The sequence below is a fragment of the Ancylobacter gelatini genome (genome assembly GCF_022601675.1).
Taxonomy (GTDB): domain Bacteria; phylum Pseudomonadota; class Alphaproteobacteria; order Rhizobiales; family Xanthobacteraceae; genus Ancylobacter; species Ancylobacter gelatini.
In genome coordinates this window covers 22,919-38,689 of the sequence record NZ_JAKVIL010000014.1, presented here as the reverse complement: position 1 = coordinate 38,689, position 15,771 = coordinate 22,919, and the positions used below count along the sequence as shown (strand labels likewise).

Sequence of the window (15,771 nt, the reverse complement as noted above, 5' to 3'; positions counted from 1 at the left end):
CCCGGCACGCACCGGCGCTCCCTTCCATGGGCGGATGGCGCGCGCGGCGCATTCTTGTATGATGGATGTCGTTGAAATAGCAGAGCGATCGAGGCGCGATGGGACTGCCGTCATCGACCGTCGCCGCAAGCCGGCTGACAGGATGCCCGCTTTTTCCCGGCGCGCCGCATCGGGCCGCCGCTTCGCTGCGTGCCTGCACCGCGACGATCACCGGCCTCGTCGCCCTGCTGATGACCGCCCTGCCCGCTCTTGCCGCCACGCCATGCCCGGATGATTACCGCCCGCTTGGCCGCGTCACGGGGGTCACCGACGCCGGGGAACTGGTGCTGGAGGATTCCCGCCTCGTGCGGCTCGCCGCCATAGACGCCGCCGGGGGAGAGGCGGCGATGGCCGCTTTCCTCGGCCGCACGACGCCCGGCCGGATGGCGAGCCTCGCGCAGGCCGGGGCCGGCACCGACCGCCATGGCCGGCACGCCGGCCTGGTGCGCCTTGATGCTGAAAACGGGCAGGCATCCATTGCGTTGCAAGCCGCACTTCTGGCGGACGGCCTTGCCGTGGCACGGCCGGAGCCCGGTTTTCTCGGCTGCATGGACAGCTTTGCCGAGGCCGAGCGCCCGGCGCGGCAGGGCCGTCAGGGGCTGTGGGCGCATCTGCCGCTCGCGGCCGGTAATATCGCGGCGCTAAACGAGCGACGCGGGCGCTTCACGATCCTGGCAGGTCGCGTACTGACGGTTGGAACCGGGCGCGTGGTCGATTATCTCAATTTCGGCGTGGTCTGGCGCAAAGACGCCACGGTTCGGCTGGAAAAGGATGTCAGCCGCGCTTTAACGCAGCGCGGCATTGCGCTGGCGGATGTCGCCGGACGGCGGGTCGCGGTTCGCGGCCCGGTCGTCGAGGATGGCGGGCCGGCGATCGACATACGCTGGATCGAGCAGATCGCGGCGGTAGACGACGTTTGGGAAGGACAGAAGGCGGGGGACCGGTGAGAACGGCAGGACGGCAGGAGACTCGGCCGGAAGCGGCGCGCGGGTCAGGTTATCGCCTGCGCCGTTCGATCTCGCTCGCCTTCATCGCTGGCATCTCGCTGTTTGCCGCCGCCTGCGCCAGCCTCAACGAGCCCGGTGAGCCGAAGGCTTCCGCCTCCGCCGAGCTGGCGCTGGAGGAAATGCTCACCCCGGCCCAGCGCAAGGAGCATGAGCGCCTCGTCGCCTCCTATGGCGGCATTTACGGCGACCCGAAGCTGCAGGCTCTGATCCAGAGCATCGTCACCCGGCTGGTGGCGGCGTCGGAGCGGCCGGACCAGCGCTACCGGGTCACCATCCTCAATTCTCCGGCGATCAATGCCTTCGCCCTTCCCAATGGCTCGCTCTACATCACGCGCGGCCTGCTGGCGCTGGCCTCCGACAATTCCGAGATCGCCTCGGTGCTGGCTCATGAGATGGCCCATGTAATCGCCAACCATGCCGCCACCCGCGAAGACCAGATGAAGCAGGCGGTGCTGGTCAGCCGCGTGATCTCGGACGTGGTCAATGACTCCGATCTCGGCGCCCTCGCGCTGGCCCGCAGCCGAATCTCGCTGGCGAGCTTCTCGCGCGGGCAGGAACTGGAGGCGGACGCCATCGGCGTCGGCATCAGCGCGCGCGCCGGCTTCGACCCTTACGGCGCCGAGCGCTTCCTCACGGTGATGGGCGAACAGTCCTCCCTGAAATCGACCTCGATCGGCCAGACCTCGACACCGGACAATGCCGACTTTCTCGCGAGTCATCCGGCGACGCCCGAGCGCATCTCCATCGTCATGGCCAATGCCCGCGAATATGCCTCGCCCGACAAGCCCGGAGAGCGCGACCGCAAACAGTATCTGGCCGCGCTGGACGGGCTGGTCTATGGCGACGACCCCAAGGAAGGCTTCATCCGCGGCAGCCGCTTCTTTCACCCCAAGCTCGGCTTCACCTTTACGGCGCCGCAGGGCTTTACGCTGGAGAACACCTCGCAGGCTGTGCTCGGCGCGTCGTCCTCCGGTCGCGAGGCGCTGCGGCTCGACGCCGTGCGCGTGACCGGCGATCAGAGCCTGGGCCAGTATCTGTCCTCGGGCTGGATCGACGGGGTGGAAATCTCCTCGGTGGAAAGTCTCGTGCTCAACGGCTTTCCCGCCGCCACCGCCGTGGCGCGCGGCGAGCAATGGTCGTTCCGCATGTTTGCCATCCGCTTCGGCAGCGATGTGTACCGGCTGATCTTCGCCGCGCGCGACCTCACCCCGGAACTCGACCGCCAGTTCCGCGCGGCGGCCGAAACCTTCCGGCGCGTCTCCATCGAGGAGGCGGAAAACGTGAAGCCGCTACGGCTGCGCATCGTCACGGTGGGGCTGACCGACACGCCGGAGAAGCTTGCCGCGCGGATGGACGTGCCGGACCGTGCGCTGGACCGCTTCCTGATCATCAACGGGCTGGCGCGCGGCGCCAAGCTGCCCTACGGCGAACAGGTGAAGATCATCTCCGAATAGGCGGGCGACTCACGCCGGCCCGAAAGCACCGCGCGGCACGCCGGGGCCTTGGGTGAGCGCGATGCGCAGTTTCTCGATGGCGCGGCTTTCGATCTGTCGTACCCGCTCCTTGGAAATACCCAGCCGCGCGCCGAGCGAATCCAGCGTCTCGCCCTCCTCGCTCAGCCGGCGCGCCTTGATGATGCGCATTTCGCGTTCGTTCAGCGCCTTCAGCGCGTAACGCAGCCAGCGGCCACGCCGCTCGCCGTCGATATGGCTGGAGACCTCCTCGTCCGGCAGCGGGTCGGCGGCCACCAGATGGTCCATGCGCTCGGAGCCTTCCTCGTCGCCGGCCCCGAGCGTGGCATTAAGCGAGAGGTCGGGCGCATAAAGCCGGGCATCCATGCGCGCCACCTCGACGGGCTCGACGCCGAGCGCGGTAGCGATCGAGCGCTGCATCTCCTCACGCGGCAGCTTTTCGCCGGAGCCGCCATGGGCACGCTCCAGCGCGGCCCGTACGCGGCGCAGATTGAAGAACAGCGATTTCTGACCGGAAGAGGTGCCGCCGCGCACGATGGACCAGTTGCGCAGCACGTAATCCTGGATCGAGGCACGGATCCACCAGGTCGCATAGGTGGAGAAACGCACCTCATGAGCGGTATCGAAGCGGGCAGCGGCCTCAAGCAGGCCGACATGGCCTTCCTGAACAAGATCGGGCATCGGCAGACCGTAGTGCCGGAAACGGCGGGCGATCGCCATGGCGAGCCGCATATGCGAGCGCACCAGCGCATGCAGCGCCTGCTGGTCACCGTCGAGGCGCCAGCGGCGGGCGAGGTCGTACTCTTCCTCGCGGGCCAGAAGCGGCGCACGCAGCGCCGCGTCGAGAAGGCTGCCCTCGCGGCCAGGCCGAACATCCATGTGCGCCCCTCCTCACACCGCTTCGCGCATGAGCGAGCTGCCTGGCTCACGCTGCGCAACCAGCCGGAACAACGCGCGAGGCTAGGCAAGGTTCCACACGAATGTTTCCGTTAGGGCAGCAATGCAGCCAATGCCGTAACGGGCGCGGAAAGCGGGCCCGGACGACCGGGCGTAGGAAAAGCAAAAGCCCGGCGCGAGGCCGGGCTTTCATCAGGATCGGGCACAAGCCGGGATACGGCGCACACCAGCCGCAATCAGGCGGCGGCTTCCTCGGTCTCGGTCTCCGCATCGGCGGCATCGGTGCCATCGGCGAGATCGGCATCCGTCTCGCCCTTGCCCAGACGACGCGGACCCTTGAGCAGATTGGTCTCGATCATCTTGACCGCTTCCGTCTCGGTGAGGTTCTCCACCGCGCCGAGCTCGCGCGCCATGCGGTCGAGCGCGGCCTCGTAGAGCTGGCGCTCGCTGTAAGACTGCTCGGGCTGGGCGTCGGAGCGATAGAGGTCGCGCACGACCTCGGAAATCGCGACCAGATCGCCGGAATTGATCTTGGCTTCATATTCCTGAGCGCGGCGGCTCCACATGGTGCGCTTCACGCGGGCGCGGCCCTTGAGGGTCTCCAGCGCCTTCTTAAGGACGGTCGGCTCGGAGAGCTTGCGCATGCCAACGGAGGCGATCTTGGGAACCGGCACACGCAGCGTCATCTTGTCTTTTTCAAAGTTGATGACGAACAGTTCGAGCTTGAAGCCCGCGACTTCCTGTTCCTCGATCGCCATGATACGTCCAACGCCGTGGGACGGATACACGATATGTTCGCCCGTCTTGAAACCCTGGCGGATATTGGACGGCTTCTTCGTCGACGACATGCTGTGCCTGCTCCTGGGTCTCGGTTCTTCCGGCGCCCCGCTACCTCGGGGGGGCCGCCCCCGGCTCATGCCGAAGGTACAAGAAACACCCCGGCCTCCACGGATGAGGAAGCCGTACTTCAGCCGACAATGGAAAACGTGAGCGACACCGCCACATGGCCAAAGCCACGTGTCAGACGAAAACCCGATGAAAATTCCGGGGAAGCCGCTCCGGCAGAGGAGCGTCGCACCATGACAAACCCAATCGACTGCACGAAAGAGCTTATAACACAAAATGTGGGGAAATCAAAACACTGCCGCACCGCAGCGCGCCGCAGGCCTTGCAGCCGCGACGCCCGGTGAGCTTGCCAGCACGACGCAGAAGGTGCCGTGCGGTCAGTCCTGCTTACCCGGTTCGGGAGAAAGATACTGTAGCTTATCGGCTACACCATCCCATTCCTTCGCGTCCGGCAGCGGGTCCTTGCGATCGGTGATGTTGGGCCACACCTTGGCGTAGTCGGCGTTCAGCGTCAGCCACTTGTCCAGCCCCGGTTCGGTGTCGGGCTTGATCGCCTCGGCGGGGCATTCCGGCTCACAGACGCCGCAATCGATGCACTCGTCCGGATGGATGACGAGGAAGTTCTCGCCCTCGTAGAAGCAATCCACGGGGCAAACGGACACGCAGTCAGTGTACTTGCACTTGATGCAATTATCCGTGACGACGTAGGTCATTCATCCAGTCTCCGTGCAGGGCATGTAATTTAGCCTGCGGCTCTCCCGTAGCGCACCGCCCGTTGCGGCGCAAGGCACATCCCCGGCACCATTCCCGCTCAGTCGGCATGGCTGCCCGGCGCGTCGGTCAGGTCGATATAGGTCTCGGCCGCCGCCTTGGCATCGCCGCGGCGCGCGCTGAAGCCGGCCACCTCAAGGATGCGCACCCGGCCGTCCAGCGCGATCGTCACCACATCGCCGAGGCGCACGGAATGGCCGGGGGCGAGCATGCGCGCGCCGTTGAGCCGCACCCGGCCCGCCTTCACCAGGCCCGCGCAGGCGGTGCGGGTACTGGCCACCCGCGCGTGCCAGAGCCACAGGTCGAGCCGGTGGCGCCCCTCACCGGTGCCGGCGGGACCCAAGCGGGCTCAGCCGCCGTTCTTGTCCGCCTCCATGCGCGCCTTCAGCGCGAGCAGGGCGGCGAACGGCGAATCGGGATCGACCGGCTTGTCGCGGCGGGGCTCGTCGCGGCGCGTGTCCTGGCGCGGCGCGTTGAAACGGTCCTGCGCCGGGCGCGGAGGCCGGCCGGCATTGCGGTTCTGGTCCTTGCGCGGCTCGCGCTCGGTGCGCTCGCCCTGCGGGCCGCCCTTGCGGTCGCGGCGCTCGTCGCGGAACGGCCGGCGGCCACGCTCCGCGCCCTCGCCTTCCGGCCGGGGAGCTTCCGCGCCCGTGCGCTCGGGCCGCGGCGCGCGTGCCTCGCGCGGGGGCTGGGCGGCATCGCCGGTGGGGCGGTTCTGCGGGCCACGTTGGCGCTGATGGCCGGAACGCTGCTGGCCGGTGGGACGGCCGGGGCGCCAGACCTCGATCATCGCCGGTTCGGCCAAAACGGCGGCGCCGACGGCGGAATCGGCGGCAGCCTCGGCCACTTCGGCACCGGCGGTCTCCAGCGCCGGCTCGACCGTCTGGTCGAACGCGACATCGGAGGTCGGGGCCGGCGTCACCTCGATCAGCACCACCTCGGCGTCGGCCGGCGCCTCGATCGGCTCGACCACCTCGACAGCCGGCTCGACGGTCTGGTCGAACACCGGGTCACTGCCAACGGGCTCGACCGCGATGAGCACGGCAGGCGTCTCATCGGGCGAGCCTTCGACCGCGGCGGTCTCGGCCGCAACCTCGGCGGGCGCCTCGGCAGCGACCACCGGGGCCTCGACCGGGGCAGGCCGGCGCTCCATGCGGTAGCCGAGCGAGCGCAGGATGGAGGCGAAGTCCTCGCCCGCGCAGCCCGCCAGCGAGGTCATGGCGACGGTGGCGGTGAAGCCGCCGCCCTCCACGGCACCCGCCGGCTTCTCGCCGGGAGCGCCGGAACGCCAGGCCAGGGCCGGACGGATCAGGTCGGCAAGGCGCTCCAGGATGTCGACGCGCACCGCACGCTCGCCCGCCACGCGGAAACCGACCGCGCGATAGAGCCCCTTCTGGATTTCCGGGTCGACCGGAATCGAGGTGCGGCCGGAGGACGCCAGATGGGGCAGCTCGTCCAGCCCCTTCTGCTGCAGCCCGCCATGCTTGAGCGCCCAGAGCTGGGCGGCCAGCGCGCGCGGCGCCGGCTTCAGGAGCGCGGGAATGTAAATATGGTGGGCACCGAAGCGCACGCCGTGGCCGCGCAGCACCGCGCGCGCCTCCTGGGCGAGGCTCTTCATTTCCTCGGAGACCTTGTGGCGTTCCAGCACGCCGAGCGATTCCACCAGCTGGAACGCGATGCCGCGCCCGATGCCGGCAATGTCCTCGGCGCGGCCGAGCGCCATGATCGGGCCGAGCAGCTTCTCGATATGGGACTTGAGCCAGAGATCGATGCGCGCCTGCACGCCGTCGCGGGCGGCGCCGGTGAGGTGCTCGTCGGCGATGATCTTGAGGCGCGGCGTCAGCACATCGTCGCCGGGAATGAGCTTGGCGACCGGGTCGCCGACCCAGCGCAGCGTGCCGTCGGCCGAGAGCACGAAGGCATCGTCGGCCGCTTCCGCAAGCTTGGCCGCCCGCGACTCGATCTCGCCGGCCAGCGCCTTCTGCGCGGTCGCCCGCAGGGCTTTCGCCTCCGGTCCGCCCGCCGAAGCGTCGGCCGCGAACTGGAAGCCGAGCAGATGGCCGATCACATGGCCTTCGACGACGACATCGCCGGTCTTGGTAATTTCTGTATCCAGCATTGCGTTCTCTCGCAGGCGCCTCATCAGGACGCTGGTCCGACGGTCCACGAAACGGTGGGTCAGCCGTTCGTGAAGCGCGTCGGAAAGTCTATCTTCCACACGCCGCGTGACACCTTGCCAGTGTTCCGGGTCTTCGAGCCAGTCCGGCCGGTTCGCCGCGAAGGTCCAGGTACGGACCTGCGCAATGCGCCCCGACAGCGTGTCTATGTCACCTTCCGCTCGGTCCGCCAAGGCCACTTGTTTAGCGAACCAGTCGGTAGAGAGCTTCCCGAACCGCATAAGGTCGTCATAGACCCTCGCCACGAGGTCGCTGTGCGAGGCTGGCGACACCTTCCGGTAGTCGGGCAACTGGCAGGCTTCCCACAGCCGCTCGACCCCCGCCGGCGTGCTCGCATGGCGGCGTACCTCGGGGTCGCGCGCCATGGCTTCCAGCACCAGAACATCGTCGGCGGTGGGCGCGCGGGTCAGGCCCTCCTCGCGCGGCGGGATGCTCAAGGAGCGGTGCAGCGTGTCGATGGAGGCGTAGTCGAGAGCCGTGTTGCGCCATTGCAGCACGCGGTGCGGCTCGAAATGGTGGGCTTCCAGCTGCTCCACCAGTTCGGCATCGAAGGCCGGGCAGCGTCCGGTGGTGCCGAAGGTGCCGTCGCGCTGCGCCCGCCCGGCGCGGCCGGCGATCTGCGCGAGTTCGCCCGGATTGAGCCGGCGGTACTGCCAGCCGTCGAACTTCACATTCCCCGCGAACGCCACATGGTCGACATCGAGATTGAGCCCCATGCCGATGGCGTCGGTGGCGACGAGGTAATCGACATCGCCGTTCTGGTAGAGTTCGACCTGCGCGTTGCGGGTGCGAGGCGACAGCGCGCCGAGCACCACGGCCGCGCCCCCGCTCTGGCGGCGGATCAGCTCGGCTATGGCATAGACCTCATCGGCCGAGAAGGCGACGATGGCCGAGCGGCGCGGCAGGCGGGTGATCTTCTTCTCGCCGGCGAAGGTGAGATTGGACAGGCGCGGGCGCACCAGAATGCTGACTCCGGGCAGGAGCTTTTCCACCAACGGGCGCATGGTGGCGGCGCCCAGCAGCAGCGTCTCCTCCCGCCCGCGCCGGTTCAGCATGCGGTCGGTGAAGACATGGCCACGATCAAGGTCGGAGGCGATCTGGATTTCGTCGAGCGCCACGAAGGCGACGTCGAGATCGCGCGGCATCGCCTCGACGGTGGCGACCCAGTAGCGGGGATTGTCCGGCTTGATGCGCTCCTCGCCGGTGATCAGCGCGACATTGTGCTCGCCGGCGCGCTCGACCAGCTTGCCATAAACCTCGCGCGCCAGCAGGCGCAGCGGCAGGCCGATCAGGCCCGAGGAATGGCCGAGCATGCGCTCGATGGCGAGGCTGGTCTTGCCGGTATTGGTCGGCCCGAGCACGGCGGTGACGCCGCGCGCCCGCATGTGCGGCGGCAGAGGCTTTCCGGTCGGGGCAAGGACATTGGCCGGCGGCGCGGCGATATTCATGCGATGATCTGTCCGTCGGGCCGGTGACCCGACCTGTCTAGCACAAGGTTTTCACGATCGGCGACTCGAGATGCGGCGGTTCGGACCGCGGTCCCGGATCGTGGCGGGGCGCGGCGGGAGCGGACGTGGCGGCGCCCTTCTCATGTGGCGCCTCATGCGCCGGGTGCAATCGGGAGAGGCGATCTGTCGCCGCGCCGGCGGCCGGAAGCCGGCCGTCACTGGCCCGTGGTCGAGGCCGCCGCCTTGCGTCCCACCGTCGGCTCGGTGATGAAGCTCTGCGCTTCCAGTTCGGCGACGCCCAGCAGGGTGGCGACCTGGGCGCGGAACGGCACCAGCATCCGCGTGCCCGCGACCGGGGCGAGCCACACGAACATATCCTTGTTGTTCATCATGTACTTGACCGACTTGCGATCCGGCTTGTGGCCGGCGACCGGCCGGTAGGCGATGCGGCACACCACGGCCGGGCCGGCATAGCCTTTCTCGGCCTTCACATTGTCCATGCGGTCGAAGATCAGCTCGATATCGTAGCGCTGGCGGCCGTCGAAGATCGAGAGCGTGCGCCCGCACGCCTTGGCCGATAGCGGATTGTCCGTGCCCGGCACCATGATCAGCGTCGCGGTCATGGGATCGAAGATGTTTCTCTTGTCCTTCTCGGTCACCGGCACGCGGTCCAGAGCCGGCAGGACCGGAGGCTCGACCGACATGTCGGTGACGGCGGCACCGCTCATCACCAGCCGGATCGCCTCGTTCTTGCGGTCCGATTCGGCCTCCATGGCGAAGGAGCGGGGCTGCAACGTGCCGCGGTCGATGGCGCCGCGCGCGCCGGCCGCGCCCTTGCCGGACGAGACCGCCTGCACCACGCCGGTCAGCCGGGCGCTGCCGGAGGCGACATAAGCCTTGTCGTCCACCTCGAGGAGATAGGCGGCGCGGCCGAGTTCCAGCCCGCCCAGCGACAGGCGATAGCGCGCTTCCAGCCGACCGTCGGCCGCGGCGCCCGTGGCGCCCAGTCCGACACCGGCGCCGATCAGCGCCAGAACTGCTCCGAGGCCGAAACGCTGCATGGCGGAGCCGATTCCCTCAACATGCGGCCGCGTGCCGATTCGCCACGCCGCGATTGAAATGTGTAATATCGATCGGGTGACGTTGGAAGGCGGCACAACTGTGGCCGCCCGCGCACAAGGGCGTGTGCGGCGGCTGTGGCGCGTGTGGACGGGCACAGCCGGGCGCCGGCAACGGCCTTGACGGCGTATGGCGCCTTCCTTATAGGAGCGCACTCAATTTTGACCGATGCCGGATGCGGATCGTCGGACTGAACCCAGTCCTGCGGCGCGGCCGGCCCACGAACCTTAAGGAATTCCACGATGTCGCGTCGGTGCGAACTTACCGGGAAGGCGGTTCTTACCGGCAATCTCGTGAGCCACTCCAACCGCAAGACCCGTCGGCGCTACCTGCCGAACCTGGTGAACGTCACGCTCACCAGCGATGTCCTGAAGCGGTCGGTGAAGCTGCGCGTGAGCGCCAATGCCCTGCGGACCGTCGATCATCGCGGCGGCCTCGATGCGTTCCTGCTCAAGGCACGCTCGGAAGAGCTGTCCCAGAAGGCCGTCGAGCTGAAGCGCGCGGTCGAGAAGGCCAGCGTCGTCGCCGCCTGAGCGATGAAGATCGCCGGAACTCCTGTCTCGTTGTCGAGGCTCGCGATACCCGTCATCGGCATGATGGTGGTGGTCGCGGCCTCCAACGTGCTTGTGCAGTACCCTGTCGAGCATTTCGGCCTCAACGAAATTCTCACCTGGGGTGCCTTCACCTACCCGCTCGCCTTCCTGGTCAATGACCTGACCAACCGCCGCTTCGGCCCGGCCGTGGCGCGGCAGGTGGTCTATGTCGGCTTCGCGCTCGCCGTGGCGCTGTCGATCGGACTGGCGACGCCGCGCATCGCGCTCGCCTCAGGCACCGCCTTCCTGTTCGGCCAGTTGCTCGACATCGGCGTGTTCAACCGCCTGCGCCGCCTGAGCTGGTGGCATGCGCCGCTCGCCGGCAGCGTGTTCGGCTCGGCGCTCGACACCATCCTGTTCTTCTCCCTCGCCTTTGCCGGCGACCCGGACATGTCGTTCCCGGTCACCTACGCGCTCACCGGCATCACCGTGCCGCTGTGGATGGGCCTCGCCTTCTTCGACTTCCTGGTGAAGCTGGCCTGCGCGCTGGTCGCGCTCATCCCCTATGGCGCGCTGATGGGCTGGCTCAAGCCCTGGGGCAGCGCGCTGCCGCAGCGCCCGGCCGCCTGAGCGCCTATCGCAGGACGGCGAAGCGCAGCAGCACGGTGCGTTGCAGCAGCGAAAAATTATTGTCGGAGATCAGGGTGAGGATCACCTCACCCGCAATGCCGCGATGCACGGCGATCGCCTCCATATTGTCGATCGACGCCAGCCGGTTGGCCTCGATCAGCACCTCGCCGGCCAGCCGCGCGCCGGGCACGATGTCCGCCAGCGCGAAGCGCCGGATGCGCATCGCCACCCCGCGCAGCATGTCGTAGCGCCGCTCCAGCAGATAGACCCGCCCGTCATCGGCCAGCGCCATGTCCGTGGCTGCGAACTCGTCGGTGCGCTGGATGGTGAAGGTGCCGGCCAGCCCGCCCCCGCGCAGCGGGGAAAACAGGAAGCCCGGCAGGCTCGTCGGATCGCCCGCATCGACCTCCCCCACCGCGATCAGCGCATAGGGACTTCCGGGCGGCGGCACCAGAAGGGCCTCGACGCCCTCATTGGCGCCCAGCGCCTTGAACACCCCGCCCGGCACGATCAGCTCGCCGCGCGCGGTCAGCGGCTGGTCGCCGGGAAACAGCCAGATGCCGTGCCGGCGCTCGACGCCGACCACATAGCCTTCCGGGCTGCGGGTCAGCGATTCGGCATCGCCGCTGCCCTGCGAGGCCAGCGTGCGCCCGTTCGGCCCGAGCATGGGGGTGAGCGTGACGCCGGTCATGCCGATCGGCGCGTCCCCGGATTGCCGGATGGTGCCGGAGAGCCAGTTGCCGCGATCGGTGATGGCGAGGAAGCCAGCGCCGTCCGGGGCGATGCTGAGGCCGGAGATGCCGCCGAAATCCTGGCTGGACGAGCTCAGCACCAGGCCGCCCTTGAATTCCAGCACGCCGAGGCGGTTATTGCCGGACGCATCGAAGCGCCCGATCGCCTGCGACTCGACCACGATCGGCCCGACCTGGGCCATCGCCGGCAGGCTCATGGCCGAAAGGCCAGCCATGAGGCAGGCCCCGGCCCCGGCGGCCAGCAGCCGGCGGCGCAGGCGTGTGAGTATCCCTCTGGCGTTACCCATCACCCGCCCACCCGCATCGGCAGCATGCGACGGATCAGCCCGTCGCGACGCACGAAGTGATGCCAGAGCGCCGCGCTGACATGAAGGACGACGATACCCGCAATCACATAGGCGAGAGCGACATGGGTCGGCCCCGGCCAGCCCAGTTGCTTGCCCAGGGCGGAAATCGTCACGAGCCCCAGCACGGGCTGGATCAGGATCGCGAGATAAAGCAGCCCGTGGGTGGCGTGCGAGGCGATCACCAGAAGGCGGGACATGCCCGCCGGCAAGGGCGGCGCGCGATGGGTGAGCCGCCACCCGACCCGAAGCACCGCAAGGGCAAGCACCGCATAGCCCGAGTAGAGATGCGTGCGAAACAGGTAGAAGCGCGGGTCCGAGCCGCGCTCGAAGAAACCCCAGCCCCAACCGGTGGCGAATTGCGTCAGCACCAGCGCGGCCACCAGCCAGTGAAGGGTACGCGCCACCCGATCGTAATGTTCCGTCATGCCGTGCCTGCCCGAGGCTGGTTGCGAATCTGCGTTCATCGTAACGGAAATGGCGGTTCCGCGTCGGCAAGATGCGACCGCATGCGCCACCGCATATTGCGATGCGAAGCACTTCCATGGCATGTCACCATATGGACAGGGGTCCGGAGCACCGCATTTGACACGAGCCGCATCGACGGATGGCAAAACGGGTCAACGCTCACGGCTGATCGCCCGGCCAGCCGGGATACGGGACAGGAGCAAGCCCCCCGCCTCCGGCACCAAGACGCCCCGCCGGCTCAAGCAGATCGAAGCCAAGCGCACGGCGATCCTCGATGCCGCCCTCGGCCTGTTCTCGCGCTTCGGCCTGCACGGCACCACGGTCGAGCAGATCGCCGAGGACGCCAAGGTGTCCAAGACCAACCTGTTCTATTATTTCGCGTCCAAGGAAGACATCTATGTCGGCGTGCTGAGCCGGCTATTGGACGAGTGGCTGGACCCGCTGCGCGGGCTGGAGCCCGACAGCGACCCGGTGCTGGGCATCGGCGAATATATCCGGCGCAAGATCCTGTTCTCGCGCACACATCCGGAAGCCTCGCGGCTGTTCTGCCTTGAGATCATCCAGGGCGCGCCGCTGCTCGGGCCTGAACTGCGCACCTCGCTCAAGCAACTGGTCGACACCAAGACCGCCATGATCCGCAACTGGACCGCGCAGGGCAGGCTGGCCCCGGTCGACCCGCACCACCTGATCTTTTCCATCTGGGCGACCACCCAGCATTACGCGGATTTCGCCGTGCAGATCGACGCCCTGCTCGGCACCGGCCTCGATGACGAGGAATTCGCGAACCGGGCCGCGCTCAATGTCCAGCGCATCATTCTCGACGGCATCCGTACCCGTCCCGACACACCCATTCTGCCCGACGACGGGCCGAGGAGCACGCCATGAACCGTCGCACCCTCATGCGCTCCGTGGTCATGACCGCGCTGCTCGCCATGCTGGCCGCGCCGCAGACATGGGCGGCGCAGGGCGAGATGCCCGGCGCCCAGCCCTCCCAGACCCCGCTCGACGTCGAGGCCCTGCTGTTCGACCCCAAGACCCCGACCGGCGGCAACCCCGAGGGCGACGTCACCATCGTCGCGTTCTTCGATTACAATTGCGGCTACTGCAAGCAGTCCTCGCCGGCGCTGGAGAAGCTGGTGAAGGAGGACGGCAAGATCCGCCTCGTCTACAAGGACTGGCCGATCCTTGCCAAAAGCTCGGTCTCGGCGGCGCATCTGGCGCTGGCGGCCAATTACCAGAACAAGTATCAGGCCGCCCACAAGGCGCTGATCGCCCTGCCCAACCGCTCCATGACCGACGCCAAGATGAGCGCCGCGCTGAAGGCGGCCGGCATCGACCTCGCCCGCCTCTCCGCCGACCTCGACAAGAACGCCGCGGAGATCGGCGCCATACTGGTGCGCAACAACCAGCAGGCCGAGGCGCTCCAGCTTCCCGGCACGCCGGTCTATCTGGTCGGCCCCTACAAGGTGGCGGCCTCGCTGGACTATCAGGGCTTCAAGGACGTGGTGGCCGACGCCCGCAAGCGCGCCAGCGAGAATTAAGCTCCCGAGGCAGCGAGCGCCGCGCGCGCCCGCGCCAGAACCTCGTCCGGCCGGCCGCCCGCATCAACCCGCGCCCAGTCGAGCGGGCCGATATCGCGCGCCGCCTGCTGGCGCACCACCTCCGCGCCGGCATCCGAGGCATCACCGCGCCGCGCGCTCACCCGCGCCGCCAGCGCGTCCAGCGGCGCCTCCAGCCACAGGCCGCGGAAGCACGCGCCGCAGTCCCGCGCGACCTGCTCCAGCGCCGCGCGCTCCTCCGGGCGCTGGTGGACCGCGTCGACGATCACGCCATGCCCGGCGGCGAGCACCGCCCGCGCCTGTTCGCGCAGCCGCGCATAGACCTGTGCGGTGACCTCGCGCGCATAGCCGGCCTCCGGCAGCGTCTCGAATTCCGGCGCGCCCAACAGGCGCTTGCGCTCGACATCCGAGCGCAGATGCACCGCGCCCGGCAGCGGCCCGATTCCCGGCGCCAGCGCAGCGGCCAGCGTGCTCTTGCCGGTGCCCGACAGGCCGCCCACCGCCACCAGTTCCGCCGGCTCCGGCTGGAGCGCGACATGCGCGAAGGCAAGATAGTCGCGCGCCTCCTTGTGCGCGGCCGCGCGGCGGGCGCCATCGAGATGGTCGGCGCCCGCCGCCGTCACCTGCGCACGGATCGCCGCCCGCAGCGCGAGGAACAGCGGCAGCGCCGGCAGGCCGCCCAGCGGCTCGCCCTCGCGGCATTCGGCGACATAGCGGTTGAACACGAGATTGGCCTCGGTAATGAGGCCCCGTTCGGCGAGATCCATCAGCAGGAAGGCGAGATCGTAAACCCGGTCGGTGGTCGCCAGCCGCTCGGAGAACTCCAGCGCATCGAACAACACCACGCGCTCGCCGACCTCCACGATGTTGCGCAGATGGAGGTCGCCATGGCAGCGCCGCACCTCCCCGGCCCGTGCGCGGGCCTCAAGCAGCGGCCCGAGCCGCTCCAGCGCCCGCCGGCACGCCGCGCCCAGCTCCGCCACCGCGTCCGGCGCGAACAGTTCCGGCCGTTCGGCGAGCCCCGCCTGATTATCGGCCGCCACCCGCGCCAGCTCGGACGCGGACGCCATCTCCCGGTGGCGCGGGGCGCGGGCGTGGGAGGCGGCGACGGCGGCGGCAAGGCGGGTCAGCCGCTCCCGGCTGAGTTCACCCCGCGCGGCGAGGCGGTCGAAGGTCATCTCCTCATCGAAGCGGCGCATATGCACCGCCCACTCCACCGGCTCGCCCTCCCCGCCAAGCGCGAGGCCCGCGCCCTCGCGCGTGATGGCGACGAGACCGAGATAGATCTCCGGCGCCCCCGGGGCGTTGATCTCAAGCTCGCGGGCGCAGGCGGCGCGGCGCTTCTCCAGCGTCGACAGGTCCATGAAGTCGAAGCGCACGGCGCGCTTGACCTTGTAGGCGTGCTCCCCGGCGAGGAACACCACGGCGCCATGGGTATCGATCCGGCGCACCTCGCCGGCGATGCCGTGGGTCTGTGGCGCCGCCAGCAGCGCGAACACCGCCGACTGGTCGGCGACGACATGGGTGGCTTCAGTCATGCGGGCTCCCTGGTTCGCCAGGAGAGACTAGCGCGACCGCGCGGACCCGGCATCGGGAAGGATCAGGACAGGTTTTGCCTATGCCCCGTCCGGCCCCGGTGGAACCGGAACCATTTTCCAGTGACGACGGCGCTCACCTGCCGCGGAAAATGGTCTAAGCAACCCCGACCG

15 protein-coding genes are annotated in these 15,771 nt (G+C 68.7%); 6 read left to right on the top strand and 9 right to left on the bottom strand.

Going from position 1 to position 15,771, the window contains the following annotated elements:
* Positions 1-98 precede the first annotated feature (98 nt).
* Together MKI84_RS19590 and MKI84_RS19585 are read left to right on the top strand one after the other, a co-directional pair.
* The gene (locus MKI84_RS19590; RefSeq protein WP_241621947.1) at positions 99-986 is read left to right on the top strand and encodes a thermonuclease family protein; all 888 of its coding nucleotides are present in this window, start codon (positions 99-101) and stop codon (positions 984-986) included.
* Complete coding sequence (locus tag MKI84_RS19585; protein WP_241621946.1) at positions 983-2,500, top strand: M48 family metalloprotease; 1,518 nt, start codon at positions 983-985, stop codon at positions 2,498-2,500. Before MKI84_RS19590 ends, MKI84_RS19585 begins: the two co-directional genes overlap by 4 nt.
* A 9-nt stretch (positions 2,501-2,509) precedes the next feature.
* Here MKI84_RS19585 and MKI84_RS19580 read toward each other — a convergent pair whose 3' ends face one another.
* From MKI84_RS19580 to MKI84_RS19555, 6 genes are all read right to left on the bottom strand, one after another.
* Positions 2,510-3,397, bottom strand: coding sequence for an RNA polymerase factor sigma-32 (locus MKI84_RS19580; protein WP_241621945.1), 888 nt, complete (start codon positions 3,395-3,397; stop codon positions 2,510-2,512).
* Positions 3,398-3,651: 254 nt separating this feature from the next.
* A complete protein-coding gene (locus MKI84_RS19575) occupies positions 3,652-4,263 on the bottom strand; it encodes a CarD family transcriptional regulator (RefSeq protein WP_241621944.1) in 612 nt (203 codons plus the stop codon).
* 375 nt (positions 4,264-4,638) lie between these two features.
* The gene (gene fdxA, locus MKI84_RS19570; protein WP_241621943.1) at positions 4,639-4,974 is read right to left on the bottom strand and encodes a ferredoxin FdxA; all 336 of its coding nucleotides are present in this window, start codon (positions 4,972-4,974) and stop codon (positions 4,639-4,641) included.
* Between the two features lie 98 nt (positions 4,975-5,072).
* Positions 5,073-5,375 carry an RNA-binding S4 domain-containing protein gene (locus MKI84_RS19565; RefSeq protein WP_241621942.1) on the bottom strand — a complete coding sequence of 101 codons (303 nt, stop codon included), beginning with the start codon at positions 5,373-5,375 and terminating at the stop codon, positions 5,073-5,075.
* A 6-nt stretch (positions 5,376-5,381) separates the two neighbouring features.
* Entirely contained in the window at positions 5,382-8,657 is a 3,276-nt protein-coding gene (locus MKI84_RS19560; protein WP_241621941.1) for a helicase-related protein, read from the bottom strand.
* A gap of 215 nt (positions 8,658-8,872) precedes the next feature.
* Positions 8,873-9,718, bottom strand: a complete 846-nt coding sequence (locus tag MKI84_RS19555) for a DUF3108 domain-containing protein (protein ID WP_241621940.1) — start codon at positions 9,716-9,718, stop codon at positions 8,873-8,875.
* Between the two features lie 300 nt (positions 9,719-10,018).
* On the opposite strand from MKI84_RS19555, the gene rpmB reads away from it, so the two are divergent.
* A complete protein-coding gene (gene rpmB, locus MKI84_RS19550) occupies positions 10,019-10,309 on the top strand; it encodes a 50S ribosomal protein L28 (RefSeq protein ID WP_241621939.1) in 291 nt (96 codons plus the stop codon).
* Positions 10,310-10,312: 3 nt separating this feature from the next.
* The gene (locus MKI84_RS19545) at positions 10,313-10,939 is read left to right on the top strand and encodes a queuosine precursor transporter (protein WP_241621938.1); all 627 of its coding nucleotides are present in this window, start codon (positions 10,313-10,315) and stop codon (positions 10,937-10,939) included.
* A 4-nt stretch (positions 10,940-10,943) separates the two neighbouring features.
* On the opposite strand, the gene MKI84_RS19540 is transcribed toward MKI84_RS19545, so the two are convergent.
* Together MKI84_RS19540 and MKI84_RS19535 are read right to left on the bottom strand one after the other, a co-directional pair.
* Positions 10,944-11,978 carry an esterase-like activity of phytase family protein gene (locus MKI84_RS19540; RefSeq protein WP_241621937.1) on the bottom strand — a complete coding sequence of 345 codons (1,035 nt, stop codon included), beginning with the start codon at positions 11,976-11,978 and terminating at the stop codon, positions 10,944-10,946.
* Positions 11,978-12,463 (bottom strand): cytochrome b, encoded by a 486-nt coding sequence (locus tag MKI84_RS19535; protein ID WP_241621936.1) that lies wholly within the window; start codon positions 12,461-12,463, stop codon positions 11,978-11,980. The genes MKI84_RS19540 and MKI84_RS19535 overlap by 1 nt, the downstream gene beginning before the upstream one ends.
* 205 nt (positions 12,464-12,668) lie before the next feature.
* Between MKI84_RS19535 and rutR the strand changes: the two genes are divergently transcribed.
* A complete protein-coding gene (gene rutR, locus MKI84_RS19530; RefSeq protein WP_425353868.1) occupies positions 12,669-13,388 on the top strand; it encodes an HTH-type transcriptional regulator RutR in 720 nt (239 codons plus the stop codon).
* Positions 13,385-14,044 carry a DsbA family protein gene (locus MKI84_RS19525; RefSeq protein ID WP_241621935.1) on the top strand — a complete coding sequence of 220 codons (660 nt, stop codon included), beginning with the start codon at positions 13,385-13,387 and terminating at the stop codon, positions 14,042-14,044. The genes rutR and MKI84_RS19525 overlap by 4 nt, the downstream gene beginning before the upstream one ends.
* On the opposite strand, the gene MKI84_RS19520 is transcribed toward MKI84_RS19525, so the two are convergent.
* Positions 14,041-15,600 carry a bifunctional aminoglycoside phosphotransferase/ATP-binding protein gene (locus tag MKI84_RS19520; protein ID WP_241621934.1) on the bottom strand — a complete coding sequence of 520 codons (1,560 nt, stop codon included), beginning with the start codon at positions 15,598-15,600 and terminating at the stop codon, positions 14,041-14,043. The genes MKI84_RS19525 and MKI84_RS19520 overlap by 4 nt on opposite strands.
* Positions 15,601-15,771 lie beyond the last annotated feature (171 nt).